This is a genomic window from Leisingera sp. NJS201, assembly GCF_004535885.1.
Taxonomy (GTDB): domain Bacteria; phylum Pseudomonadota; class Alphaproteobacteria; order Rhodobacterales; family Rhodobacteraceae; genus Leisingera.
This window is the reverse complement of the sequence record NZ_CP038234.1, coordinates 3,967,031-3,989,774: the sequence shown is the minus strand read 5'-3', so window position 1 is coordinate 3,989,774 and position 22,744 is coordinate 3,967,031. Positions and strand designations below refer to the sequence as shown.

16 protein-coding genes, 1 tRNA gene, 7 pseudogenes and 2 riboswitches are annotated in these 22,744 nt (G+C 60.6%); of the genes and pseudogenes, 12 read left to right on the top strand and 12 right to left on the bottom strand.

Annotated features, from left to right (window positions below; translation table 11 throughout):
* Window positions 1-319: 319 nt before the first annotated feature.
* A complete protein-coding gene (locus tag ETW23_RS25455; protein ID WP_368075902.1) occupies window positions 320-607 on the bottom strand; it encodes a transposase in 288 nt (95 codons plus the stop codon).
* Window positions 596-877: pseudogene (locus ETW23_RS25450) on the bottom strand (transposase); the annotation flags it as partial. The pseudogene ETW23_RS25450 and the gene ETW23_RS25455, both read right to left, overlap by 12 nt.
* A gap of 251 nt (window positions 878-1,128) precedes the next feature.
* Here ETW23_RS25450 and ETW23_RS19710 point away from each other — a divergent pair.
* Window positions 1,129-2,088, top strand: coding sequence for an IS110 family transposase (locus tag ETW23_RS19710; protein WP_134831000.1), 960 nt, complete (start codon window positions 1,129-1,131; stop codon window positions 2,086-2,088).
* A gap of 12 nt (window positions 2,089-2,100) precedes the next feature.
* Here ETW23_RS19710 and ETW23_RS26280 read toward each other — a convergent pair.
* Both ETW23_RS26280 and ETW23_RS19705 read right to left on the bottom strand, forming a co-directional pair.
* Window positions 2,101-2,274: pseudogene (locus tag ETW23_RS26280) on the bottom strand (IS3 family transposase); the annotation flags it as partial.
* Window positions 2,275-3,028: 754 nt separating this feature from the next.
* Window positions 3,029-3,667 carry a cation transporter gene (locus tag ETW23_RS19705; RefSeq protein ID WP_134830999.1) on the bottom strand — a complete coding sequence of 213 codons (639 nt, stop codon included), beginning with the start codon at window positions 3,665-3,667 and terminating at the stop codon, window positions 3,029-3,031.
* A gap of 73 nt (window positions 3,668-3,740) precedes the next feature.
* Between ETW23_RS19705 and ETW23_RS19700 the strand changes: the two genes are divergently transcribed.
* The gene (locus ETW23_RS19700) at window positions 3,741-4,157 is read left to right on the top strand and encodes a helix-turn-helix domain-containing protein (RefSeq protein ID WP_134830998.1); all 417 of its coding nucleotides are present in this window, start codon (window positions 3,741-3,743) and stop codon (window positions 4,155-4,157) included.
* A gap of 51 nt (window positions 4,158-4,208) precedes the next feature.
* Here ETW23_RS19700 and aroC read toward each other — a convergent pair whose 3' ends face one another.
* Entirely contained in the window at window positions 4,209-5,309 is a 1,101-nt protein-coding gene (gene aroC, locus ETW23_RS19695; protein WP_134830997.1) for a chorismate synthase, read from the bottom strand.
* A 230-nt stretch (window positions 5,310-5,539) separates the two neighbouring features.
* A riboswitch (TPP riboswitch) is annotated at window positions 5,540-5,631 on the top strand.
* Between the two features lie 32 nt (window positions 5,632-5,663).
* Between aroC and thiB the strand changes: the two genes are divergently transcribed.
* The 3 genes and pseudogenes from thiB to ETW23_RS19680 all read left to right on the top strand — a co-directional run bounded on the left by thiB (window position 5,664) and on the right by ETW23_RS19680 (window position 8,861).
* Window positions 5,664-6,653 (top strand): thiamine ABC transporter substrate binding subunit, encoded by a 990-nt coding sequence (thiB, locus tag ETW23_RS19690; RefSeq protein ID WP_134830996.1) that lies wholly within the window; start codon window positions 5,664-5,666, stop codon window positions 6,651-6,653.
* Window positions 6,629-8,182 (top strand): annotated as a pseudogene (locus ETW23_RS19685) (thiamine/thiamine pyrophosphate ABC transporter permease ThiP). Before thiB ends, ETW23_RS19685 begins: the two are co-directional and overlap by 25 nt.
* Window positions 8,169-8,861 carry an ATP-binding cassette domain-containing protein gene (locus ETW23_RS19680; RefSeq protein WP_134830995.1) on the top strand — a complete coding sequence of 231 codons (693 nt, stop codon included), beginning with the start codon at window positions 8,169-8,171 and terminating at the stop codon, window positions 8,859-8,861. The pseudogene ETW23_RS19685 and the gene ETW23_RS19680 overlap by 14 nt, the downstream one beginning before the upstream one ends.
* On the opposite strand, the gene ETW23_RS19675 is transcribed toward ETW23_RS19680, so the two are convergent.
* Together ETW23_RS19675 and ETW23_RS19670 are read right to left on the bottom strand one after the other, a co-directional pair.
* A complete protein-coding gene (locus tag ETW23_RS19675; RefSeq protein WP_134830994.1) occupies window positions 8,858-9,295 on the bottom strand; it encodes a 6,7-dimethyl-8-ribityllumazine synthase in 438 nt (145 codons plus the stop codon). The genes ETW23_RS19680 and ETW23_RS19675 overlap by 4 nt on opposite strands.
* 90 nt (window positions 9,296-9,385) lie before the next feature.
* Window positions 9,386-9,584: riboswitch (FMN riboswitch) on the bottom strand.
* Window positions 9,585-9,634: 50 nt separating this feature from the next.
* Window positions 9,635-9,931 carry an antibiotic biosynthesis monooxygenase gene (locus tag ETW23_RS19670; protein WP_129372719.1) on the bottom strand — a complete coding sequence of 99 codons (297 nt, stop codon included), beginning with the start codon at window positions 9,929-9,931 and terminating at the stop codon, window positions 9,635-9,637.
* Between the two features lie 114 nt (window positions 9,932-10,045).
* Here ETW23_RS19670 and ETW23_RS19665 point away from each other — a divergent pair, with 114 nt between their 5' ends.
* The 4 genes and pseudogenes from ETW23_RS19665 to ETW23_RS19650 all read left to right on the top strand — a co-directional run bounded on the left by ETW23_RS19665 (window position 10,046) and on the right by ETW23_RS19650 (window position 13,572).
* Window positions 10,046-10,648, top strand: coding sequence for a glutathione S-transferase (locus ETW23_RS19665; protein WP_134830993.1), 603 nt, complete (start codon window positions 10,046-10,048; stop codon window positions 10,646-10,648).
* Between the two features lie 211 nt (window positions 10,649-10,859).
* A pseudogene (gene petA, locus ETW23_RS19660) lies at window positions 10,860-11,419 on the top strand (ubiquinol-cytochrome c reductase iron-sulfur subunit).
* Window positions 11,420-11,431: 12 nt separating this feature from the next.
* Window positions 11,432-12,764, top strand: a pseudogene (gene petB / locus ETW23_RS19655) (cytochrome b).
* Window positions 12,765-12,783: 19 nt separating this feature from the next.
* Window positions 12,784-13,572, top strand: coding sequence for a cytochrome c1 (locus tag ETW23_RS19650; RefSeq protein WP_129372723.1), 789 nt, complete (start codon window positions 12,784-12,786; stop codon window positions 13,570-13,572).
* A 151-nt stretch (window positions 13,573-13,723) separates the two neighbouring features.
* On the opposite strand, the gene ETW23_RS19645 is transcribed toward ETW23_RS19650, so the two are convergent.
* The gene (locus ETW23_RS19645) at window positions 13,724-14,161 is read right to left on the bottom strand and encodes a glyoxalase superfamily protein (RefSeq protein WP_134830992.1); all 438 of its coding nucleotides are present in this window, start codon (window positions 14,159-14,161) and stop codon (window positions 13,724-13,726) included.
* Between the two features lie 263 nt (window positions 14,162-14,424).
* On the opposite strand from ETW23_RS19645, the gene ETW23_RS19640 reads away from it, so the two are divergent.
* Window positions 14,425-14,838, top strand: coding sequence for a nuclear transport factor 2 family protein (locus tag ETW23_RS19640; RefSeq protein ID WP_134830991.1), 414 nt, complete (start codon window positions 14,425-14,427; stop codon window positions 14,836-14,838).
* Between the two features lie 17 nt (window positions 14,839-14,855).
* On the opposite strand, the gene mtaB is transcribed toward ETW23_RS19640, so the two are convergent.
* Both mtaB and dapF read right to left on the bottom strand, forming a co-directional pair.
* Window positions 14,856-16,118: a tRNA (N(6)-L-threonylcarbamoyladenosine(37)-C(2))-methylthiotransferase MtaB gene (gene mtaB, locus ETW23_RS19635; protein ID WP_134830990.1), complete on the bottom strand. Its 1,263-nt coding sequence runs from the start codon at window positions 16,116-16,118 to the stop codon at window positions 14,856-14,858.
* Window positions 16,115-16,956: pseudogene (dapF, locus tag ETW23_RS19630) on the bottom strand (diaminopimelate epimerase). The gene mtaB and the pseudogene dapF overlap by 4 nt, the downstream one beginning before the upstream one ends.
* Before the next feature lie 186 nt (window positions 16,957-17,142).
* Between dapF and ETW23_RS19625 the strand changes: the two are divergent.
* Window positions 17,143-17,218 (top strand) — tRNA-Lys (locus ETW23_RS19625).
* A 371-nt stretch (window positions 17,219-17,589) separates the two neighbouring features.
* Window positions 17,590-18,781 (top strand): annotated as a pseudogene (locus ETW23_RS19620) (IS3 family transposase).
* 450 nt (window positions 18,782-19,231) lie between these two features.
* Here the strand turns inward: ETW23_RS19620 and ETW23_RS19615 are convergent.
* Both ETW23_RS19615 and ETW23_RS19610 read right to left on the bottom strand, forming a co-directional pair.
* Window positions 19,232-20,266, bottom strand: a complete 1,035-nt coding sequence (locus ETW23_RS19615; protein ID WP_134830989.1) for an ACP S-malonyltransferase — start codon at window positions 20,264-20,266, stop codon at window positions 19,232-19,234.
* The gene (locus ETW23_RS19610; RefSeq protein WP_134830988.1) at window positions 20,263-22,452 is read right to left on the bottom strand and encodes an alpha-ketoacid dehydrogenase subunit alpha/beta; all 2,190 of its coding nucleotides are present in this window, start codon (window positions 22,450-22,452) and stop codon (window positions 20,263-20,265) included. Before ETW23_RS19610 ends, ETW23_RS19615 begins: the two co-directional genes overlap by 4 nt.
* Between the last annotated feature and the right edge of the window lie 292 nt (window positions 22,453-22,744).

Below are 22,744 nucleotides of genomic sequence, written 5' to 3'. Positions count from 1 at the left end.
AATTCGGTAACGGGGACTTCCCAGTCAAGCGGTTTAGGCAGGCAAATTGATCCGCCAAAGCGGTCTCACCGGCCTATTGTAGCCCGTCCTGCTTTCTGCCGCGGCTTTCGGTTGACGTCTTTCGGGTACATGCTTCGGTCCGTGGTCAGCGTGCTGGCTGCCAATATGATGCTGGTTCGATGCAATTCCGATGTGCCCATCTCATTGGCGTGCTTGACGGAAGCCAGCGACAGTCCAGACCTCGGCATCATCGGAACCATGTCCTTACGGGACTTCGAAGACCTGCGATCATGCAGGCGAAGGGTGGAGGAGCATCCGGTCAGCCCATGTTCGGCACGGTATCCGGGTGGAATACTGTGCCATCGATCCAGATCCGATGGAGTATCACCGCAATTCGGCGAGCCAAGGCAACCATCGCGCACTTGCGTCCACGGCGCTGTGCGAGCTGGGCTCCCCATTTTCTCAGTCCAGTCGATCTGCCGCGGTTCATCATGACCGTTGCGGCCTCGCACAGCGCCCGCCTGAGATTGGCATCCCCCGCCTTGGTGATGCCGCCTGATACATCACGTTCGCCGGATTGGTTGCGCGAAGGCGTCAGACCGGCCATCATCTGCGCAAAGATACCCTTGTCGCTCCAGCGTTTCCAACGGCTGTAATGCGTTCACCGGGCTTACGCCGCCCCACCGGGGCGACGGTCCCGCCTCACTGTGCGGGCCGTATTCCCCGGCTGCATACCGCCACCTTATGCCATTGTGATTGATGAAGATAATTTCGCTCAAGACAAGCCAGTCATTGATACATGGCTTTCCATGGGATTTCGGGAAATAAGGCTCCATCCGGCCATTTGCGCGTCGGTCAGCCAAAAGAGATCAGACATGTCACCGTTCAATTTTTCGACCGGTGAATCATGACGATCAATCGAAATCAATGTGTCCTGAGCCTTCTGTATCTCAGCTTTGCTATGTTGCCCCCGTCAGCGACCTTGGCCGAGGTTGCTGACGGGGCGGTGCATGGCGTCTGAGCCTTGCGGGTGTGACCACGTTTGCTAGCGAGCCAGCACCGTCTCTCTTCATCATCTCGAACAGTTGCATGTTGCCACTAAGGACCACGGATCAGAAGGAAGAGGGTATGAGCAAAATAACACGGGCGGCAGTTATCGGAATAGATGTCAGTCGAGACTGGCTGGACCTTCGCTGCCTGCCCAATGGCAAGCGTGTGAGGGTGCCGAACAACATTGAGGGTCATAAGCAAGTTGCCGGACTGGCTCGGGACCTGGATGCGCTCGTTTGTTTCGAGGCCACTGGTGGTCAGGAATGGCGGTTATGGGCAACTTTGGATGGTGCGGGTTTGACAACACGGCAATTGCCGCCTGCACAGATAAAAGCCTTTGCCGCCAGCCGAGGCACACGGGCCAAGACTGACAGGATTGACGCCGGACTAATTGCCCGGTTCATGGTGTTCCGGCCAGATTCCGGGCGCAGCCTTCCGCATGAGAGGTTACGTCTTCTCAGAGCCTTGGTGTCCGAACGTGGGCAGATCGCCGAAACACGCAAGCGGCTTCTGACGCAGATCAAAGCGCACAGAAAGCTGGGATCATCTGAAGTGTTTTCAGATATGGACGCCGACTTGAAAGACCTTCTGGATCGTCAGATCGCTGAGTTGGAAGCCCAGATTGAGCAAATCATCGCGGCTGATGAAAACCTTGCGGAGACCTCAGAAATCTTGCGGTCAGTTCCAGGAATTGGGCCAGTCGCCAGCACAATGCTCATAGTGGAAATGCCGGAACTTGGACACATATCCGGTGAACAGGCCGCAGCTCTCACAGGCCTTGCTCCCATCGCGCATGACAGCGGTGCCCTTCGCGGAAAACGTGCCATTGGCGGAGGCAGAAGGCTATTGCGCCACGTCCTATTCCAGGCCGCACTCGTTGCCAGCCACCACAATCCGGTTCTCAAGCCCTTCGCCGATCGCCTGCGCGCCGCCGGAAAACCACACAAGGTTGTCATCAAGGCGGTCGCCCGGAAGCCCGTAACAATCGTTAACGCGCTCTGCAAATCTCGCCAGAAATGGACCTATCAGACCGTTTGAACAATACAGTTGCTAAGCGGTTTCGGTATTGGCCTCGATGAACACGCGCGGCGAGCGCCAGTTCAGCCCGCTGTGTGGGTAGTTGTCGTCATAGTCTTCAATCCAGCCTCCCATCGATCTCAGAACAGTTTTGGAAGCTGCAGTGGGAATGAAGCAGGGCGTCAGCCCAATCTGGCGGGCGAAGGTGCCTATTCGAACGCGGCTCTTCATTGTTTCAGCCAGGAATGTCAGGTCAGCATTGACGTAAAAGCGCTAATTGAAAGGCATGAAGAGGATTTGGTCGCGAAAGCAAGGGAACTTCATCACAATGGTGCCTTGCCGATCCTTAATGAAACCATTTCGTCTGATATGTCGAAAGAGTTGTCAGCCCCGACCTGCACGCTGCTGGATTTGCCGCCCCTAGCCAGCAATTCAAAGTGACGCCAGCCGGTATTTTCCTGTGAACTTCGTGGTTCGCCGCACGGCGACGAGCTACGCCGTCGTAGATCTTTCAGCGGCAAGATTCCCGCTAATAAGCACCAGCGCAACGGAGCCTGCAGAAATTAAGATACTTGCAGTGCAACGTTTGCGATGTGTCTTGGGTGGAGAGCCCAGACTGAGCGAGGCTGTGGGCGCCGAGCGGCGTCGGCGGTGGAGCGACAACAGACAACTCAAAATCCAGCTGGCAGTCGGTGCTGGCGGTGTGACATTGGCACGGGCCGTCCAGCACTAGGAGGTGACACGGTCCTAAATTACTGGGTGCAGACGGGCCTTGACGAAGAAGGGTATCTGTCGCCTGGTCGCGACGCTCATTCTCTGCCGGTGGAGGTCGATGGCATCCACTTCCCTCACCCTGCTGGAAGCCCTGCCGCGCAACATAGAAAGCCCTGCGCGAGGTATACGCAGGGCTGTTTGTCTGAACAATGCAGGGCGCCGCCCGTGCCGCAAGCGGCACAGTTGTTTAGTTCTGATGCACCGCAGGGCGCGCCTCTTCCCCGCGCCATTCCTGCATCGCCTGCACCAGGATCTGGAAGGCGGAGCTTAGGAACAGCCCGCCCATGATGCCGGCCACAATCAGGTCCGGCCAGCCGGTTGCCGTGCCCCAGACGCCAAACGCGGCAATCATCACCGCCACATTGCCGATCGCATCATTGCGCGAGCACAGCCAGACAGAGCGCACATTGGCGTCGCCATCCTTGTAGCGTGCCAGCAGCATCACCGAAATCAGATTGGCCGCCAGCGCCATAAAGCCAATCACCCCCATGATCTGCGCCTGCGGCACATCGACAAAAAACACCTGATAAACGGTAGAGCCAAACACCCAGAGCCCCATCAGCAAAAGGCTGATGCCCTTGCCCAGGGCCGCCAGTGCCCGGGTGCGCAGGGTAGCGCCGATCACCGCCAGCGAAATACCATAGGTCAGCGCGTCGCCCAGAAAGTCCAGCGCGTCCGCCTTCAGCGCTTGGCTGCCCGACAGCTGGCCCGCGCTCATTTCCACCGCAAACATACCGGCGTTTATGACGATTACCAGCCAAAGCCTGCGTTTATAATCTGCCGAGACGCCGTCAAAACGGGCGTTGTGATTGCAGCAGCCTGCCATTTCTCTTGTCCTCATTCCTGATTCGAGATCAATGTAGGGCCTCCAGTCACTAGAGCTTCAAGAGGTTCCGCAGATGTTTTCCATCGGTCAGCTGTCCAAGACCACCGGGGTGAAGGTTCCCACCATCCGATACTACGAGGAGATCGGTCTGCTGCCGCAGCCCGGCCGCAATGCCGGCAATCAGCGCCGCTATGGGCAGGACGGAATGAACGCGCTGGGTTTCATCAAACATGCTCGCGACCTCGGTTTCCCGCTGGAAGATATCAAGTCTTTGATGGGACTGGACGGGAATCTCGGAGATGACTGCGCCGAAGCCGACCGTATTGCCCGCAGTCAGCTGGCCAATGTCCAAGACCGGATCCGCAAGCTGGAGCAGCTGGCGGCGGAGCTGGAGCGGATCAGCCATCTTTGCGACGGCGGCAATGGCGGCTGCTGCAAGGTGCTGACGGCTCTCGGTGACCACAGCCAATGCTCGGGCGATCACAGCTGAGAGTGTTTTCCCAACACTGCTGCCGGGAAACCCTTTGTTAGAGCCGCATATTCAGCCGATCCTGCCTTGATTCTCGCCAATCTGGCCACGGTGCAACAGCAGGTGGTCCAGGATCACGCAGGCCATCATCGCCTCGGCCACCGGTACGGCGCGGATGCCGACGCAGGGGTCGTGGCGGCCCTTGGTGATGACCTCCACTGCCGAGCCATCCTTGCGGATCGACTGGCGCGGGGTGAGGATCGATGACGTCGGTTTCACCGCAAAACGCACAACCACATCCTGCCCGGTGGAAATGCCGCCCAGGATACCGCCGGCGTGGTTGGAGGAATACTCCGGCCCGTTCTCGCTCATGAAAATCTCATCAGCGTTTTCCGAGCCCTTGAGGCGCGCGGCATTCATGCCCTCGCCGATCTCCACGCCTTTGACTGCGTTGATCGACATCATCGCGGCGGCCAGATCAGTGTCCAGTTTGCCATAGACTGGTGCGCCGATGCCTGCGGGGACATTGCGGGCGACAACTTCGACAACGGCGCCCACCGAGTCGTGCGCCTTGCGCAGACCTTGCAGGTAATCTTCCCACTCCTGCACCGCGCCGGCATCGGGGATCCAGAAGTCATTCTGCTCGATCGCATCCCAGTCGAACCGGCTGCGGTCGATCTCCAGCTCACCCATTTGGGTCATATAGCCCTTGATCTCCAGCCCCGGCACCAGCGCCTTGATTGCTTCACGTGCAACACCGCCCGCTGCAACCCGCGCTGCGGTTTCGCGCGCCGAGGAACGGCCGCCGCCGCGGTAGTCGCGGTTGCCGTATTTCTGGAAATAGGTGATGTCAGCATGGCCCGGACGGAAGGTTTGGGAAATCTCGCCGTAATCCTTGGATCGCTGGTCGGTGTTTTCGATCATCAGCTGAATCGGGGTGCCGGTGGACATGCCGTCGAACACGCCGGACAGGATTTTCACCGCGTCAGGCTCATTGCGCTGGGTGGTGTTCTTGTTCTGGCCGGGGCGGCGCTTGTCGAGCCACTGCTGCAGTATCTCCGGCTCCAGCGGCACATTCGGCGGACAGCCGTCCACGGTGGCGCCAAGCGCGGGCCCGTGGCTTTCGCCCCAGGTGGTGACGCGGAAGAGGTGTCCAAAGCTGTTCATCGACATGAGGCGCGGTCTCCTTTGCGGAACGTGCTTAGCGGGCAGGGGCCTGTGCCTCAAGAGGATTCCTGTGCGGCAACGCGGGCTGGGGCGCTGCCCCCGCCGCCTGCGGCGGCTCCCCCGGGATATTTTCAGCCAGAGGAACAGAGGGGGCGCTGGCTGCGGTCCAGTTTGCCAAGGGCCATAAGTCCTGGCGGGGCTTTGGCTTGTGTTCGCGGCGCCTGGAGCATAAGGTCCGCGCGACCTCGGGGTGCGCAGCAGCGCTGAGATGAAACCCGTTGAACCTGAACCGGATCACACCGGCGGAGGGAAGGTACTGGACAGCCTCCACCCTTGCCCAACGCCGCAAAGGAGGATGGCTTGAAACATCTTGTTTTTGCCGCGGGACTGCTTGGCGCCTCGGCGGCTTTTGCCGAAACGCCGGAACTTACCGTGTATACCTACGACAGCTTTGTCTCCGACTGGGGCCCCGGACCGGCAGTTGAAAAGGCGTTCGAAGACGTCTGCGGCTGCGATCTGAAACTGGTCGGCGCGGGCGACGGCGCCGCGTTGCTGGCGCGGGTGAAGCTGGAGGGCGAGCGCTCGGACGCAGACGTCGTTCTGGGTCTCGACACCAATCTGACCGCGGCGGCCAAGGAAACCGGCCTGTTTGCGGATCATTCGGTCAGCGCCGAATTTGCGCTGCCGGTCGAATGGAACGACGCGACATTTGTGCCTTATGACTGGGGCTATTTTGCCTTTGTTCATAACGCCGATGCAGCGGTACAGGCGGGTTTCCCGTCGGATTTCAAGGCGCTGGCAACCAGCGACATGAAGATCCTGATTCAGGATCCGCGCTCCTCGACCCCCGGTCTGGGCCTGCTCCTGTGGGTGAAAGCCGCCTATGGCGATGAGGCGCCGGAAATCTGGAAGAGCCTCTCTGACAACGTTGTCACCGTGACCAAGGGCTGGTCCGAGGCTTACGGCATGTTCCTGGAAGGCGAGGCCGACATGGTGCTTTCCTACACCACCTCGCCCGCCTATCACCTGATTGCTGAGGAAGACGGCTCCAAGGCGGCTGCCGCCTTTGACGAGGGTCATTACATGCAGGTGGAAGTTGCAGGCAAACTGGCAAACACCGATCAGTCTGAGCTGGCCGACCAGTTTCTGGAATTCATGGTGTCCGACGCCTTTCAGTCGATCATTCCGACCACCAACTGGATGTACCCCGCTGTGACACCTTCTGCGGGTCTGCCGGAGGGTTTCGAAACGCTGATCGCGCCAGGTAAGTCCTTGCTGCTGAGCGAAACTGAAGCGGCAGAGGTGCGGGATGCAGCGCTTGGCGAATGGCTGGACGCGCTCAGCCAGTAAGCTCCGTTCCCGGAATCAGCGCGGCATTGCTTGTCGTCGCGCTGATCTTGGGAACCTTGGGTGCTGTGGCACTCAGGGCCGAGGCCGGAACCGGATTTGGTGCCAGCGATTGGGCGGCGTTGCGGTTCACGCTCACTCAGGCCAGCCTGTCGGCGCTGCTGAGCGTTAGTCTGGCGATACCCGTGGCCCGCGCATTGGCGCGGCGACGGTTTCCAGGGCGGGCATTGCTGATTGCCCTGCTTGGCGCCCCCTTCATTCTGCCGGTGATTGTTGCCATTCTGGGCCTTCTGGCGGTGTTTGGCCGGGCTGGCTGGCTGAGCAGCTTTTTCGGCCTGTTCGGGCTGGAGCCGGTGCAAATTTATGGCCTGCACGGCGTGGTCCTGGCACATGTCTTCTTCAACCTGCCGCTGGCGACTCGGCTGATCCTGCAGGGCTGGCAGGAAATCCCGGCTGAACGCTTCCGATTGGCCGCGCAGTTGGATGCCGGTCCGCTGGCGATGTGGCGGCTGCTAGAGGGGCCGATGCTCCGGCGGGTGGCGCCGGGTGCTTTGGCTGTCGTCTTTGCCATCTGCCTTTCCAGTTTTGCGGTTGCGCTGACCCTTGGCGGCGGCCCCAGGGCGACCACGATCGAGCTGGCCATCTATCAGGCGTTCCGCTTTGATTTCGACCTGGGCCGGGCTGCGCTTTTGTCGGGATTGCAGTTATTGCTGACCGGCGCAGCTGCGCTTGCCGCGCTGCGGGTGTCGGCGGGCGAAGGGTTCGGTGCCGGTCTTGACCGCGCGGTGCGGCGCTGGGACGGGCAGGGGGCTGTGGCGCGCTGTCTTGACACCGTTTGGATTACCCTTTCAGCTGGTTTCTTACTGCTGCCGCTGGCAGCGATCGTGCTGGCCGGACTGCCCGGGCTTGCTGACTTGAAGGGCACGGTATTGCAGGCCGCGGGGAACTCCATTCTGGTGGCTGCAATCAGCACTGTAATCCTTCTTGCGTTGGCCTTGCCGATGGCGGCTGCGGTTGCAGCTGGCCGGAACAGCCTGACCGAACTGTCGGGCATTCTTGGGCTTGCGGCCTCTCCATTGGTGATTGGCACCGGGCTGTTCATCCTGATCTACCCTGTCGCAGACCCTTTTGCCCTGGCGCTGCCGGTGACGGCGCTGGTCAACGCGGTGATGGCGCTGCCTTTTGCAATGCGCATCCTGGTTCCCCGTGCGCGGGAAGTGCTGGGTCGCTATGGCCGGTTGTCGCTGTCGCTGGATATGCAGGGCTGGGCCTTTGTGCGCCGGGTCTTTCTGCCCGGATGCGGGCGCAGACCGGGTTTGCCGCGGGCTTGGCTGCGGCACTGTCGATGGGGATCTGGGCGTGGTAACGCTGTTTGCCGATCCGGATTTCGCAACGCTGCCCTTGCAGATTTACAGGCTGATGGGGCCTACCGGATGGAGGCCGCAGCGGGTGCTGCATTGCTCTTGCTGGTGTTGTCGATGGGTGCGTTTTGGATTTTGGACCGCGGAGGGCGCTGGCATGCTGAGGCTTGAGAATTGCCGGATCATGAACGGCGGCTATGTGGTAGAGGCGGATCTTGAGATTGCGCCGGGTGCCTGCGTCGCGGTGATTGGTCCATCGGGTGCCGGTAAGTCCACGCTGGTGGAGGCAGTGGCCGGTTTCCTGCCGGTCACCCGTGGGCGCGTCTCTTGGAACGGCTCAGACCTGACCGGCAGGCCGCCGGGCAAGCGGCCGGTGGCGATGCTGTTTCAGGACGGCAACCTGTTTCCGCATCTGACCGTGGCGCAGAACGTCGGTCTGGGGTTGCAAGCGAACCTGCGGCTCAACCAGGCGGAGTGGCAAAAGATTGACGCAGCGCTGATCCGGGTTGGTCTTGGCGGCATGGGGGGGCGGAAACCTGCGGCTCTGTCCGGCGGGCAGCAAAGCCGGGTGGCCCTGGCGCGGGTACTGGTGCAGGGCCGCGATATCCTGCTGCTGGATGAACCTTTTGCGGCACTTGGTCCGGCGCTGAAGGCAGAGATGCTGGATCTGGTTGCGGAACTGGCGCGCGAAAGCGGCGCCACGGTGCTGATGGTCAGCCATGATCCGAATGACGCGCGCCGGATTTCGGGCCAAGTGGTGCTTGTGGCGGATGGCAAGGCGCATCCGCCGCAGGGAACGGCGGACTTGCTGGACAATCCGCCGCCCGCGCTAAAGGCCTATTTGGGTTAAGCGGCCAGCGCCGCTGCCCGTGTTTTGCCGATCATCAGCGCGGCATTGGCGGCCTCGCGCCCCTTTTCCACGAAATGCGCGCGGTAAATCGCGTTGTGGTGATCGGTTTCCTGGTACTGATGCGGGGTCAGCGACACCGACAGCACCGGAACCCCGGTGTCCATTCCGGCGCGCATCAGACCGTCAACCACGGCTTGAGCCACAAAATCATGCCGGTAGATGCCGCCGTCGACGACAAAGGCGGCACAGGCCACAGCTGCGTATTTTCCGCTTTTGGCCAGTTCCTGCGCCAGCAGCGGCATTTCAAAAGCACCGGGGACATCAAAGACATCAACCTGATCCGCCGGGATCAGCTGCTGGAAACCGTCCAGCGCACGGTCCACAATACCGGTGTGCCATTGCGCCTTGATGAAGGCATAGCGGGTGTGTGTCATGTCGTAATCTCCTATAGGTTTGACACGTCACCCAAGGCGATCACGAACGGCAGGCACGCAAAGGGCTAGGCAGCCCGGAACGGTCCTGACGCACGTTCTCTTCCATCCGGACTGTGACCGTCGGCTCTGGAGTTGCACCAGATCTGCTGACACATCTATGCTTGTTCCACAATTTTCCCGAAAACCGGTTCCCACTTTTCGGATTGTGGACACAGACGCCGCTCGCGGGCTTACGGGACTTGGCCCGCTTACCGCCGGTGGGGAATTCCGCCCCGCCCTGAGAACGCCGGGACTTTGCCAAGCAGCAGAGATTCCTGCAAGCGGGAACTGCGCCTAAGGTCAGGTTTCCACCAAGTCATAGTGTTTGATGCTGCGCGACTCGACCAATTCGGCCTCAGCCGGGTCGATGTGCGGACTGGTGTAGTCTTCGCCCGCGAAGGCCTTGAGCGACGCCAGATCCTTCCACACCATCACAAAGCTGAACTCCCGCGGAGTTTCGGTGCGCGGCGCGCCTGGCAGGACAGTAACGATGCCCTTGGTGCCTTTCATTAGCGGAATGGCGGTCTCATGGAAGAACTTGCTGAAATCGGCCTCCTTGCCCGGCCGGATGACAACCTGGAATATCCGCATGATCATTTGAGGGTCCTCCTGACATTGGCTGAGCCAGACCAGTATAGCACAGTGTGCTGATTGCCCCTTCCCCTTGGCAGGGCATGCAGTAGGCTGCAGCCAAACAGCGGAGGATTTTCCATGAAGCTTACATATTCACCGGCGTCGCCCTTTGCCCGCAAGGTTTTGGTGCTGCTGCATGAGACCGGGCAGATTGAGGATGTTGAAATCCTGAATGTGACCACAACGCCCCTTAGCCCCAGTGCAGAGGTGAAAGCCAGCAACCCGCTGGCCAAAATCCCGGCGCTTGAGCGCAATGACGGACCTGCGCTGTATGACAGCCGGGTGATCTGCGCCTATCTGGACGACCGGGCCGGCGGCAGGCTGTATGGTGGCGGCTGGGACAGTAAGGTTCTGGAAGCCACCGCCGATGGCATTATGGATGCGGCGATCTTGATGGCTTATGAAAAACGCCTGCGCCCTGAGGAAAAACAATGGGATGGCTGGCTGGATGCGCAGCGCAGCAAGGTTCTGGGCGGCTGTGCCGCGCTGAATGCGCGCTGGATGAGCCATTTGCAGGGGCCGCTTGATATTGGCCAGATCGCGGTGGCCTGTGCGCTGGGATATGTGGACTTGCGCCACCCTGATGCGGGCTGGCGCCAGGGCAACGAGGCACTGGCGGAGTGGTTTGCGGGCTTCGAATCGCGCCCCTCGATGCAGGCCACAAAACCGCCGGCGGGCTGAGCGCGCCTCTTGATTAAGACAGGTGCCGCACCGATATGGGTGCGGCACGGTCACACAGTGGTGACAGAATTGCCGTCTGCGGCTTTCTGCGCGCCTATGACCGCTGGACGAATGCCCTTCTCCCCGCTAGACACGCGCCAGAGTCACTGCGAGCAATCGCGGTGCATGCGCATGTTTGCCCTAAACGGGCGCTGGAATTGGAGAAAACCTCGTGTCCCACGCAGAAGACCACGAAGGAACCCGGAGAGATTTCCTCTACTACGCCACTGCCGGCGCCGGGGCAGTGACCGCGGGTGCCGCCGTATGGCCCCTGGTCAACCAGATGAACCCTCCGCCGACGTGAAAGCGCTGTCCTCGATCCTGGTCGATGTCAGCGGCGTAGAAGTAGGCACGCAGATCTCGGTCATGTTCCTTGGCAAGCCGGTGTTCATCCGCCGCCGCACCCAGGAAGAGATTGATGAAGCCCGCGCCGTGGAGCTGTCCGAACTGATCGACCCGCGGTCGGAAAACCCGAACAAGCCGGGTACTGACGCGGCTGACGCGAACCGCACCATGGACGAGGCCGGCGAATGGCTGGTGATGATGGGTGTTTGCACCCACCTGGGCTGTGTGCCGCTGGGCGACGGTTCCGGCGATTTCCACGGCTGGTTCTGCCCCTGCCACGGTTCGCACTACGACACCGCAGGCCGCATCCGTAAAGGCCCGGCGCCTGAGAACCTGCATGTGCCGGTGGCTGAGTTCACCGACGCCAACACCATCAAGCTGGGATAAGGAAACGCGCTCATGTCCGGTATTCCGCACGACCATTACGAGCCGAAGACAGGCGCAGAAAAGTGGCTGCACAGCCGCCTGCCCATCGTCGGTCTTGTCTACGACACAATCATGATCCCCACCCCAAGAACCTGAACTGGTGGTGGATCTGGGGCATCGTCCTGGCGTTCTGCCTGGTGCTGCAAATCGTCACCGGCATTGTCCTGGTGATGCATTACACGCCGCATGCCGATCTGGCCTTTGCCTCGATCGAGCACATCATGCGCGACGTGAATGGCGGCCATATGCTGCGTTACCTGCATATGAACGGCGCCTCGCTGTTTTTTGTTGCTGTCTACATCCATATCTTCCGCGGCCTGTTCTACGGCTCTTACAAGGCGCCCCGCGAGATCATCTGGATTGTCGGCATGCTGATCTACCTGATGATGATGGGCACCGCCTTCATGGGCTATGTGCTGCCTTGGGGGCAGATGTCCTTCTGGGGCGCCACCGTGATCACCGGGCTGTTCGGCGCGATCCCGTTCATCGGCGAGCCGATCCAGACCTGGCTCTTGGGCGGACCTGCGGTGGACAACGCCACCCTGAACCGCTTCTTCTCGCTGCACTACCTGCTGCCGTTTGTGATTGCAGCCTTGGTGATCATCCACATCTGGGCCTTCCACACCACCGGCAACAACAACCCCACCGGTGTTGATGTCCGTAAAGGCTCCAAGGCTGAAGCCGAAAAAGACACTCTGCCGTTCTGGCCGTACTTCGTGATCAAGGACTTCCTGGGCCTGGCCGTTGTGCTGGTGGTCTTCTGGGCGATCGTCGGCTTCATGCCGAATTACCTGGGCCACCCGGACAACTACATCGAAGCCAACCCGCTGGTGACCCGGCGCACATCGTTCCGGAATGGTACTTCCTGCCGTTCTACGCGATCCTGCGCGCCTTTACCTCGGAAGTGTGGGTGGTTCAGTTCGCCTCCTTCGTGACCGGAGGCATTGTCGACGCCAAGTTCTTTGGTGTTCTGGCGATGTTCGGTGCAATTGCCGTGATGGCACTGGTGCCCTGGCTGGACACCTCGCGCGTCCGTTCGGGCCGTTACCGTCCGATGTTCAAATGGTGGTTTGCCCTGCTGGTGGTCGATTTCTTTGCCCTGATGTGGCTGGGTGCGATGCCGGCGGAAGAACCCTATGCATCGTTCTCGCTGATCGCATCGGCCTATTGGTTCGGCTACTTCCTGGTGATCCTGCCGCTGCTCGGTGTGATCGAGAAGCCGACGGCTCAGCCTGCCACCATCGAAGAGGATTTCGACGCCCACTACGGCAAGAAGTCTTCTGCTGAAGCCACTCCTGCCGAGTAAGAAGAAGGAACACCTCGCAATGTTCAAGAAACTGGCAACCGGTGCCGCCTTCGCTCTGGCCATGATCCCTGCTGCGTCCTACGCAGCAGGCGGCGGCGAACAGCACATCACCGACTACGCCTTCTCGTTTGAAGGCCCGTTCGGAACTTATGACCGCAACCAGCTGCAGCGCGGCCTGCAGATCTACACCGAAGTTTGCGCAGCCTGCCACGGGCTGAAGCTGGTGCCGTTGCGCACCCTGGGCGACGAGGGCGGCCCGCAGCTGCCTGAGGATCAGGTGCGTGCCTACGCGGCCGACAACTTCAGCGTTTATGATGCGGCACTGGATGAGGACCGCCCGGCCAAGCCGGTTGACCACTTCCCGGAAAACAACAACGCCGGCGCCCCGGACCTCAGCATGATGGCCAAGGCGCGTGCGGGTTTCCACGGCCCCTACGGTTCGGGTCTGAACCAGCTGTTCAAGGGCATGGGCGGCGCCGAGTACATCGCTTCTTTGCTAGCTGGCTATACCGGCGAAGAAAAGGAAGAGGCTGGCACCATCTTCTATCAGAACACTGCCTTCCCGGGCGGTTGGATTTCGATGGCGCCGCCGCTGTCGGATGAGCAGGTGGAGTTTGCAGACGGCCATGCCAATGACGTGGATGCCATGGCGCAAGACGTCGCGGCCTTCCTGATGTGGACTGCTGAACCTAAGATGATGGCGCGCAAGCAGGCCGGTTTTGTCGGCGTGCTGTTCCTGACCCTGCTGTCGGTTCTGCTGTATCTGACCAACAAGAAGCTGTGGGCGCCGCACAAGGGTAAAGACTGATCCTTGTCTGACTGACAGATTGAAACATCAAACCCCCGCAAGTGCTGCTTGCGGGGGTTTTTCGTTGTGAGGGGCTCAGGGGCGCTGCCCCTCTGCCCTGCGGGCATTCACCCCGGGGTATTCTGGACCAGAAAGAAGCCGGCCGGACTGGTCACAACAGCGGGCTGACCACCAGCTGGGGGAGCCCGTTGGAGGTTTTTTGCGGCGAGCGGTCGTCCGCGCCGATCACCGCGGACACCCGTTGGCGCCAGGAGGAAAAGCTGTCGAACTGGACCACGTCCACCGGGGTATCAAACTGCAGGGTAATCCGGCGGTGGCCGTTGATGCCGCAGGCCGAGAGGCCGTGGACATAGCCGGTGTAGGGCTGGCCCAGGTACTGGCCTTCAACACGCATCCCGACTTGCAGATCCGGGGTGTTTGAAGCGCGGGCGCTAAGGGTGTTCCAGTCGCGGAAGCCATAGTATTGCGCGATCCGTTCGAGGGCGGTGCTGTGGCTTATGGGCTGGCCCTGGGCCTGTGAATGCTTACGCAGCAGACGCGCTTCGGTCTTGAGCTGCGGAACGGGAGGGAGAGCAGGTGGTGGCTGCATGGGGTTACCTTTCGCGTGAAGGGCGCAGTTGCCGATGCAGACAGGGCTCGCGTTGCTATCCGGGCATGCACCCAAGCGTCAGGAAGGATCCTTGTCCGGATTTCACCAAAGCCAAAGGCTGCGAGCGGCAGGTATCCGGGACCTTGTTGAAGTCATAGCGCAGTTCAGACTGCGCTGCAATTGCAGGCAGGCACGCTTGACGGATGAGGAGACCGGAGCGCACCCTTTAGAGGGTGTATCAATACGAGTTGGGAGGCGTTGCAATGACGGGGCTATCGAATGCAGAGATCCTGCGGGAAGCAATGACCAGGTGGAATGGCTGCAAAGCGGGCGATCTGGCCATGTGGGATGACTATACCACCGAGGACATGTGCATGCGTTCGATGGGAGAGGGCGCGCATGGGCTGGATTTCAGTGCGGCACGGAACGGGCGCGCGCAGCTGCGGAGCTATCTGAGTGAGCTGACCAGTGCCTTTGAAATGGAACACTGGACGCTGGAAGAGACGGTCTCGGAGGGCGACCGGGTGGTTGGGCTGGGCACCACGGCCTGGACTTGCAAAGCCACAGGAAAGCGGGTGGAGACGCCTGTTGCCATTGTCTGCCGGTTCCGGGAAGGGCGTATCTGCGACCTGCACGAGTTCTACGATTCCGCTTCGGTGGCGGCCGCAACTTGCTGACGCATTCAGCGCGTTGATCAGGCGGTGAGCTGGCTGCCGCTGGCGCCTGTTATGGCGGCGGTGACGATCCGGCCCTCTGGCTGCGGCGTGGCAAAGGCCACCTCGGTGAATTGCTCGGTGCGGCCCATATGCGGGTTTTCCATCAGGATGCGGTGGGTCTGGCCGATCTGATCAGCCAGGTGGCGGGCGACCTGGGCGTCGCCAGCCGCGCGCAGACGGGCGGCGCGCTCCTTGGTGACGTTGCCGTTCACCTGGCTGGGGATCTTTGCGGCCGGGGTGCCGTCCCGCTTGGAATAGGGGAAGACGTGCAGCCAGGTCAGGTCGCAGTCGGTGACCAGCTTCAGCGAGTTCTCGAAATGTGCGTCAGTCTCGGTCGGGAAGCCGGCGATGATGTCGGCGCCAAAGGTCATTTCCGGGCGCAGGCGGCGGGCTTCCTCGCAAAACGCGATGGCGTCGTCGCGCAGGTGGCGGCGGGCCATGCGCTTCAGGATCAGGTCGTCGCCATGCTGCAATGACAGATGCAGATGCGGCATCAGCCGCGGTTCGGTGGCAATCGCCTGCATCAGGTTATCATCCGCCTCGATCGAATCGATAGATGAGATGCGCAGCCGCGGCAGGTCCGGTACCAGCTTCAGAATGCGCATCACCAGATCGCCCAAACGCGGCTGTGCGGGCAGATCGGCGCCCCAGGAGGTCAGGTCCACCCCGGTCAGCACCACTTCGTTATAGCCCTTGTCCACCAGCCGCTTGATCTGGTCGATGACCACGCCTGCGGGGACGGAGCGGGAGTTGCCGCGGCCATAGGGGATGATGCAGAAGGTGCAGCGGTGGTCGCAGCCGTTCTGGACTTGCACATAGGCGCGGGAGCGGGTGCCGAAGCCGTCGATCAGATGGCCTGCGGTTTCAGTCACCGACATGATGTCATCGACCTGCACCTTTTCCGTGCTGCCGATGAAGTCCGGGCCCTTGGCAATCTGCTGCCATGTCTCGGGCTGCATCTTCTCAGTGTTGCCGATGACGCGGGTGACCTCTTCCATCGCGGCAAAGGTTTCCGGCTCGGTCTGGGCGGCGCAGCCGGTCACGATGATGGGGGCCTCGGGGTTTTCGCGGCGCAGTTTGCGGATCTCCTGGCGTGCCTTGCGCACGGCCTCAGCGGTCACCGCGCAAGTATTGACGACCACAGCATTCTCAAGGCCCGCCTGCTGGCTCAATTCCTTCATCGCCTCGGTCTCATAGGCGTTGAGGCGGCAGCCAAGGGTGGTGAACTTGGGTACGCTCATTTCAACGTCTCCAGAAACTCGCGTGTGAAGCTGCCGTCGAAGACATGCATGGTCGGGCCGGTCATCCACACGCCGTCCTCCGCCCAGTTGATCCACAGAGTGCCGCCATCGAGATCAACCTGCACCTTGCGCCCTGTCAGCCCGCGGCGGGCCGCAGCAACGGCTGTGGCGCAGGAAGAGGAGCCAGAGGCCAGTGTCACCCCCACACCGCGCTCCCACACGCGCATGCGGATGCGGTCGGGGCCAGTCACCTGGGCGACTTGCACATTGGTGCGCTGGGGGTACAGCGGGTGGTGTTCATAGCGGGGCCGAATTCCGCGAGCGGGATCAGTTCGGCGTCGTCAACGAAGAAGGTGCAATGCGGGTTGCCCATGCCGGTTGCGGTTGGGCCGCCTTCGATAGGCAGTTCCAATGTGTCCGCGTCTTCGGCCAGCGGAATGTCCTGCCAATCAAGCTGCGGATGTCCCATATTGACCGAAGTAAGGCCATGGCCGGCATCGCGTGCATAAAGGTCGCCGCGGTCCGTAGTCAGATGCAGCCCGGGCTTGCCGCTTTCCACAATCAGGTGGCGCGCCACGCAGCGGGTGGCATTGCCGCAGGCGCCGGAGGTGGAGCCATCGGCATTGTAAAAGGTGAGATGCGCGTCTCCGGGACCATTCGAGATGACCGTCAGCTGATCAAATCCCACGCCGAACTGGCGGTGGGCGATTCCTTTGGCCATAGCCGGAGTAACGGCAATGTCCTGTGCACGCGCGTCGACAACAACAAAGTCATTGCCCAGCCCGTGCATCTTCATGAAGGGGAGTGCGGTATCTGCTTGGGTGTTCATTCCGGGCATATAGACCTGCGCTGCAGATGAATCCAGTCTTCGGTGAGAAAAGTTGAAAAAAGGGGTTGACCCCCGCCGCACTGGCCCTAAATACGCCGCCTATCGGGACAGCATGACACAGGTTGCCAGGCAGTTCCGAAGCGAAATAAGTGCTTGATCCTCTTGGAGAAAACGCTTAGACAGCAACGAAGAAGTGGGCCGTTAGCTCAGTTGGTAGAGCAACTGACTTTTAATCAGTAGGTCGTTGGTTCGAACCCAACACGGCTCACCACTTCCTTCAACTACTTACAGGCTGCAGGCGGAAAATGACCGCGCTTACAGCAACCACCTAGCAACTTCGCGGCATAGATTGACGTAGAATGGTGTAGAAGGCGATTGCTTCAATTGCGCTGAGTTTTGCATCGCTGATTGGTGCGTACAGTGTTGTTTTTGTGATGTTTCTGACATTTCGAAGAGCTTTTAGCACACTGATAGCGTACGGCATGACAGATGACTGTCAGGTACAGCTTCCCAAAAACAAAGAAATTCTGAAACGCTGGGCATAAAAAGGCGGAGCTTTGTCTGAGCTACCCCCTGAATTTCGGACACTGACGTAAGCTGCGATTTGCTGTCTGCTGATCTTCGACGAAGAGGAGATCAGAGATGTCGAAACGGAAGAACCATTCGCCCGATTTCAAAGCGAAAGTCGCGCTTGAGGCTCTGAAGGGCGAGCGGACTGTTGCTGAGCTGGCGAGCCAGTTTGGCGTTCACCCAACGATGATCCACAGCTGGAAGCGGGCTCTTCTGGAGGGCGCGTCCGGCGTGTTCAAGCGCGGCGGCAGGAAGCCCCAGGAGATTGACGAAGAACAGGTCAAAGAGCTGCACGCCAAGATTGGGGAGCTGGCCGTTGCCAACGATTTTTTGTCACGAAAGCTCAAACCGTGGATCGGCAAGTGAGGAGGAAAATGATCGAGCCTGCCAATGCCAATCTGCCCATTAGCAAGCAGTGCAAGCTGCTGTCGATCTCGCGGTCGTCGTTCTATTATCAGCCCAAAGGCGAGACGGCTCTGAACCTGATGCTGATGCGCCGGATCGACGAACAGTTCCTGGAAACGCCGTTCTTCGGTGTGCGGCAGATGACTTGGCATCTGCGCAATGAAGGTCATTTGGTGAACGAAAAGCGGATCAGGCGGCTGATGAGGGTGATGGGGCTCATGCCGATCTACCAGAAGCCCAACACCCGCTGCCCGGCAGCACATGCAAAGCATGTGCGAGAGGGGGCAGGGCTGCGAAGGGGCACAAGACCTACCCCTATCTGCTGCGTGGTCTGCGGGTGGGGCGCCCGAACCAGGTCTGGGCGGCGGACATCACCTATCTGCCAATGCGCAAGGGGTTCCTGTATCTGGTGGCGATCATTGACTGGCACACGCGCAAGGTGCTGGCCTGGCGCATCTCGAACACGCTGGAAGCGGACTTCTGTGTCGAGGCGCTGAACGAGGCCATCCACAAGTTCGGCCCGCCCGAGATCATGAATACAGATCAGGGCAGCCAGTTCACGTCCTTCGCCTGGACGGACAGGCTGTGGCGATCCGGTGTGCGGATCTCGATGGATGGCAAAGGCCGGTTCCTCGATAACATCTTCGTCGAGCGGCTTTGGCGGAGCCTGAAATACGAATGCGTCTACTTGCATGCTTGGGAGACCGGATCAGAGGCGAAGGTCGGCGTCGGAAAGTGGATCGAGTTCTACAACCGAAAACGCCCACATTCCGCCCTTGGCGGCAAATCCCCGGCCGTGGTCTATTGGCTGAGAAAACACAAAACCCAACCCGATCAGCAGGAGCAGAGAGTAGCTTAAATTACGCCAGAACCTGTCCAACAATTGGGGAGTAGCTCAGTCTGCCTGTACGCAATCACAACACAATTAAACCAATCAGCACGGGAGCTTTCCAAGATAGACAGCACTCTTTCGACGCATGCAAAGTTGGCTGCCGATATGTCTTCCACCTACTTCAAGGTTCACCGCACTGCGTCCAGTCTTGGAGTGAAGAGGGCGTGGACGCCAGAATGGCCGTATCACGGGCGGCATGAGCACCTAGCTGCATGCGATCTGCGATAGCAAAGGAGGCTGTAGAAGATCTTACCATTGAACACCCCCCTTGTGCGCTTTCGAAGCACGGCGAACACAGGCTTTCAGGGAAAGCCTGCCCCTGCATGCCTTCACGGCACTGCACGCAAGGCAGTGATGCGCCCAAGGATGTTTTGCCTGCTTCTTTGATGCAGGCAACAGGCGCGGGATACCGCTGGATCAGCCGCTTACCGATGACCGCTGTCCGTCATCCCCCATGGAGATCAACAGCGGATCCTCCGCCTGCCGTGCTTTAAAGTCCGCCTTTCCAACCACCCCTTTCCAACTAATTTGCGTCAGGGATTGGGCCACGGCGCCGCCTAGTGTGGTGCCGGGGCCGGTCACGATAAACAGGTCCGGCGCAAACTCATAAGCTGCATTCTGCACCGCGCGGGTGAAGTCATAGGCCTCCACCACCTGACGCCCAAGCGTGTAATCCCACAGCGCCTGTTTATCCGTGGCACCCGGCCACCAGATCTGCCCGCGGCCATCAATCAGCGGCACATCCGGCTGAGAGAACATTTCGGGACTCAGCCGCTTGCGCCCCTCGGCTGCCACCGGTGCTTGCAGCGCTGTATGGAACGCGGCATGGTTGGCCAGCCGCATGGGGAAGCGGTTGTCCAGCACCGGCACCGCGGCCTCAAATGCTGACAGCCCGGCCTCATTCCCGGCCAGCACCAGCATTCCGCCCAAGTCAATCGACAGCCCCAGGTTATGCTCCTCGCGCGCATTGATCTCTGCCGCCAAGTCCAGCAGCCCGGTCTTGCGGCGCGGGTTATCCTGCCAATCCGGACCTGCAAAGGGATAGACCAGCTGGCCGCCGATCAGCTGCTGCTGCATCAGCGTGCCCATGGTGTTCACCACCTTGAACCCATCTGCCGCGCTCAGCGCTCCGGCTGCCGCCAGTGCGGTGTACCAGCCCATGGAATTGCCGGTAACCGCGACAATTTCAATGTCTTCCGCCAACGACTGCGCATCTGCCAGCGTTGAGGCATAGATCAATGGCGATGCTATGTCCCCGCGGGAGTACTTTGACATCGAAAACCGGGTTGCCCCGTCGAGCGCCGTAACTTCCTCCTGCCCGGCGTCCTTGCGCTGTGCATCAAATCCGGCGAACAGCGCCGCCTTGTCCGCATGGTGGCGGTGCAGGTACCCCAGCTCCGCCTTGTTGTAAGTGCCCCGTCCCGGGCAGATCAGAACAGCTGTGCGGGTCATGACTTGCCTCCTGCCAGCTTAAAGGCAGCTGCAACAATGCTATCCTTCGACGGCAGCGTGGCACCATAGGCCGGCCCAGTGGCAATGAAACAATCACTGGCCGCCACCCGCGCCGTTGGGGCATCGCCTTGTTCCGCAAACAGTGCCATCAGCGCCTCTGACAGGCTGCCTGTGATGCGGCATTCATCGACAACCAGCACATGTCTGCAATCTTTCACCGCCTCCAACAGCGCCGCCTCCGGCAACGGCGCCAGCCAGCGCAGATCCACAATCCGCGCGTCCACACCCTGGACCGCCAGTTCCGCCTGCGCCTGGGCCGAAAGATACCGTCCATTGCCATAGGTCACGATGGCCAGATCGGTGCCTTCCCCATGCACACCCGCATCGCCCAAAGCGATCCGCCGGTCCGGCGAGGGGTAGGTCCGCATCCAGCCGCCATCCTTCGACTCATGCAGGTCCCGCATCGGATACAGCGCAATCGGCTCCACAAAGACCACCACCCGCTGCTCCTCGCGCGCCAGCCGCACCGCCTCGCGCATCATCATTGCAGCCTCAGCCCCATCTGACGGACAAGCTATTACGATTCCGGGAATATCCCGCAGCACCGCCAGAGAGTTGTCATTGTGGAAGTGCCCGCCAAAACCCTTCTGATAGCCAAGGCCTGCAATCCGCAGCACCATCGGGTTGGTGAATTGACCGTCTGAGAAGAAAGGCAAAGTCGCCGCTTCGCCGCGCAGCTGGTCCTCGGCATTGTGCAGATAGGCAAGGAACTGGATTTCCGGGATGGGCACAAACCCATTGTGCCCCATACCAATCGCCAGCCCCAGAATCGACTGCTCATCCAGCAGCGTGTCGATTACCCGGTCCGGTCCGAACCGCTGCTGTAATTTCTGAGACACGCCGTAAACACCGCCCTTGCGGCCGACATCCTCACCCATCATGACGATTTCGCCATGTTCCAGCATCAAATCCGTCAGCGCCCAGTTGATCAGCCGCGACATCGGTTGCGGCTCCTCCATCGCCCGCATGTCGCTGCCGAACGCCGCCGCCCGCTCCTCTAAGCGCGGGCCATTGGTGGGCCTACAGGTCCGCGTTGGCGGAATCAGGCTGGCAGCTACATCTTCTGCCGTTTTCAGATGCGGCCGTGTCACCGCCTCTGCCCGGATTCGCTCCACCCGCGCGCAAGTGTCCGTGTAAATCTTCAGCGCTTCCTTGGGCTGCAGCGCCCCGGCTTCATTCAGCAGCCGCACCGAATGAAGCAGCGGATCATTGGCTTCATCCGCCTCAACCTCGGTCTTGCTGAGGTAAGTGGTCGGAACATCCGCCCCGGCATGGCCGTACAGCCGCACGGTGCGCAGATGCAGGAAGGCCGGTTTCTTGCGGGTCCGCACATACTCTGCTGCCTCTTGCGCCACTGCAAAGGCGTTATAGATATCCAGCCCGTCTGCCTTGAAATACTTGATGCCCGGCCGCTGCGCCATCGAGGCCTCGATCCAGCCCTTCGGCGTTTTTACGGAAATGCCGATACCGTTGTCCTCGCAGACAAACAGCAAAGGCAGCGGCGTCGATTGCACCGAGCTCCAGCCCGCGGTGTTGATTGCCCCCTGTGCGGTCGAATGGTTGGCCGAAGCATCCCCGAAAGAGCACATGACAATGGCGTCTTCCGGCAGCACCTGATGCTCTGGCTGGTGCCGCTTGGCTGCACCGACGGAATAAGCCGCCCCCACCGCCTTGGGCAAATGCGAGGCAATGGTAGACGTTTGCGGCGGGATCATCAGTGCCTTGGAGCCCAGAACCTTGTGCCGGCCGCCTGAGGTTGGGTCTTCGCTGGAACAGGCAAAGGACAAAAGCATGTCCCAGGCTATCCGTTGCCCCGGAACCTGATCCGCCCGGGCAATCTGAAACGCTGCATCACGGTAATGCAGGAAGGCCATGTCGGTCGGGCGCAGGGCCCGCGCCACTGCCGCCATCCCCTCATGCCCCGAGGATCCGATGGTGTAAAACCCCTCTCCCGCTTTTTGCATCGCCCGGCTGGTCAAGTCCAGCGCCCGGCTCAACACCTGTGCATGGAAAGTGCCAACCGCCTCTGATACGGCAAGCGGTCCTGCGGGTGCCGCACCTGCAGGGAAGTCTGCGGCCTTAACCCGGTCCAGGAAATTCTTATGCACGATCTGGGCGCGGTCCATGCGGCCTCCTTGGAATAAACTCTGGGCACATTTATCCGCGAACGCGCCGTCAAAACCAATGAGATTGCCTACTGCTGTCATTCCAAGTTGGAATGCCTTGCTTGCGTTACCCAGTGTGATCCTGCCACCCTTTCCAACCACATCCGGCAACTTCTCTGACGTGTTGCTGCAAGGCCATCTTCAGCCCGCTGCCTTGCGGTTCTATTGGGACCGGAGAGAGCGCGATGAAGCGATAGCCTCTTCTCGGCAGCATGCGCGTATGCGGCTGCCGGGCAGTGGATGCGGAAGATAC

Excerpts from the sequence above, each read along its gene's own strand:
- ETW23_RS25455 (WP_368075902.1), bottom strand. The coding sequence starts at position 607 with ATGGCCGGTCTGACGCCTTCGCGCAACCAATCCGGCGAACGTGATGTA.
- ETW23_RS19710 (WP_134831000.1), top strand. The coding sequence starts at position 1,129 with ATGAGCAAAATAACACGGGCGGCAGTTATCGGAATAGATGTCAGTCGA.
- ETW23_RS19705 (WP_134830999.1), bottom strand. The coding sequence starts at position 3,667 with ATGGCAGGCTGCTGCAATCACAACGCCCGTTTTGACGGCGTCTCGGCA.
- ETW23_RS19700 (WP_134830998.1), top strand. The coding sequence starts at position 3,741 with ATGTTTTCCATCGGTCAGCTGTCCAAGACCACCGGGGTGAAGGTTCCC.
- aroC (WP_134830997.1), bottom strand. The coding sequence starts at position 5,309 with ATGTCGATGAACAGCTTTGGACACCTCTTCCGCGTCACCACCTGGGGC.
- ETW23_RS19680 (WP_134830995.1), top strand. The coding sequence starts at position 8,169 with ATGCTGAGGCTTGAGAATTGCCGGATCATGAACGGCGGCTATGTGGTA.
- ETW23_RS19675 (WP_134830994.1), bottom strand. The coding sequence starts at position 9,295 with ATGACACACACCCGCTATGCCTTCATCAAGGCGCAATGGCACACCGGT.
- ETW23_RS19670 (WP_129372719.1), bottom strand. The coding sequence starts at position 9,931 with ATGATCATGCGGATATTCCAGGTTGTCATCCGGCCGGGCAAGGAGGCC.
- ETW23_RS19665 (WP_134830993.1), top strand. The coding sequence starts at position 10,046 with ATGAAGCTTACATATTCACCGGCGTCGCCCTTTGCCCGCAAGGTTTTG.
- ETW23_RS19650 (WP_129372723.1), top strand. The coding sequence starts at position 12,784 with ATGTTCAAGAAACTGGCAACCGGTGCCGCCTTCGCTCTGGCCATGATC.
- ETW23_RS19645 (WP_134830992.1), bottom strand. The coding sequence starts at position 14,161 with ATGCAGCCACCACCTGCTCTCCCTCCCGTTCCGCAGCTCAAGACCGAA.
- ETW23_RS19640 (WP_134830991.1), top strand. The coding sequence starts at position 14,425 with ATGACGGGGCTATCGAATGCAGAGATCCTGCGGGAAGCAATGACCAGG.
- mtaB (WP_134830990.1), bottom strand. The coding sequence starts at position 16,118 with ATGAGCGTACCCAAGTTCACCACCCTTGGCTGCCGCCTCAACGCCTAT.
- ETW23_RS19615 (WP_134830989.1), bottom strand. The coding sequence starts at position 20,266 with ATGACCCGCACAGCTGTTCTGATCTGCCCGGGACGGGGCACTTACAAC.
- ETW23_RS19610 (WP_134830988.1), bottom strand. The coding sequence starts at position 22,452 with ATGGACCGCGCCCAGATCGTGCATAAGAATTTCCTGGACCGGGTTAAG.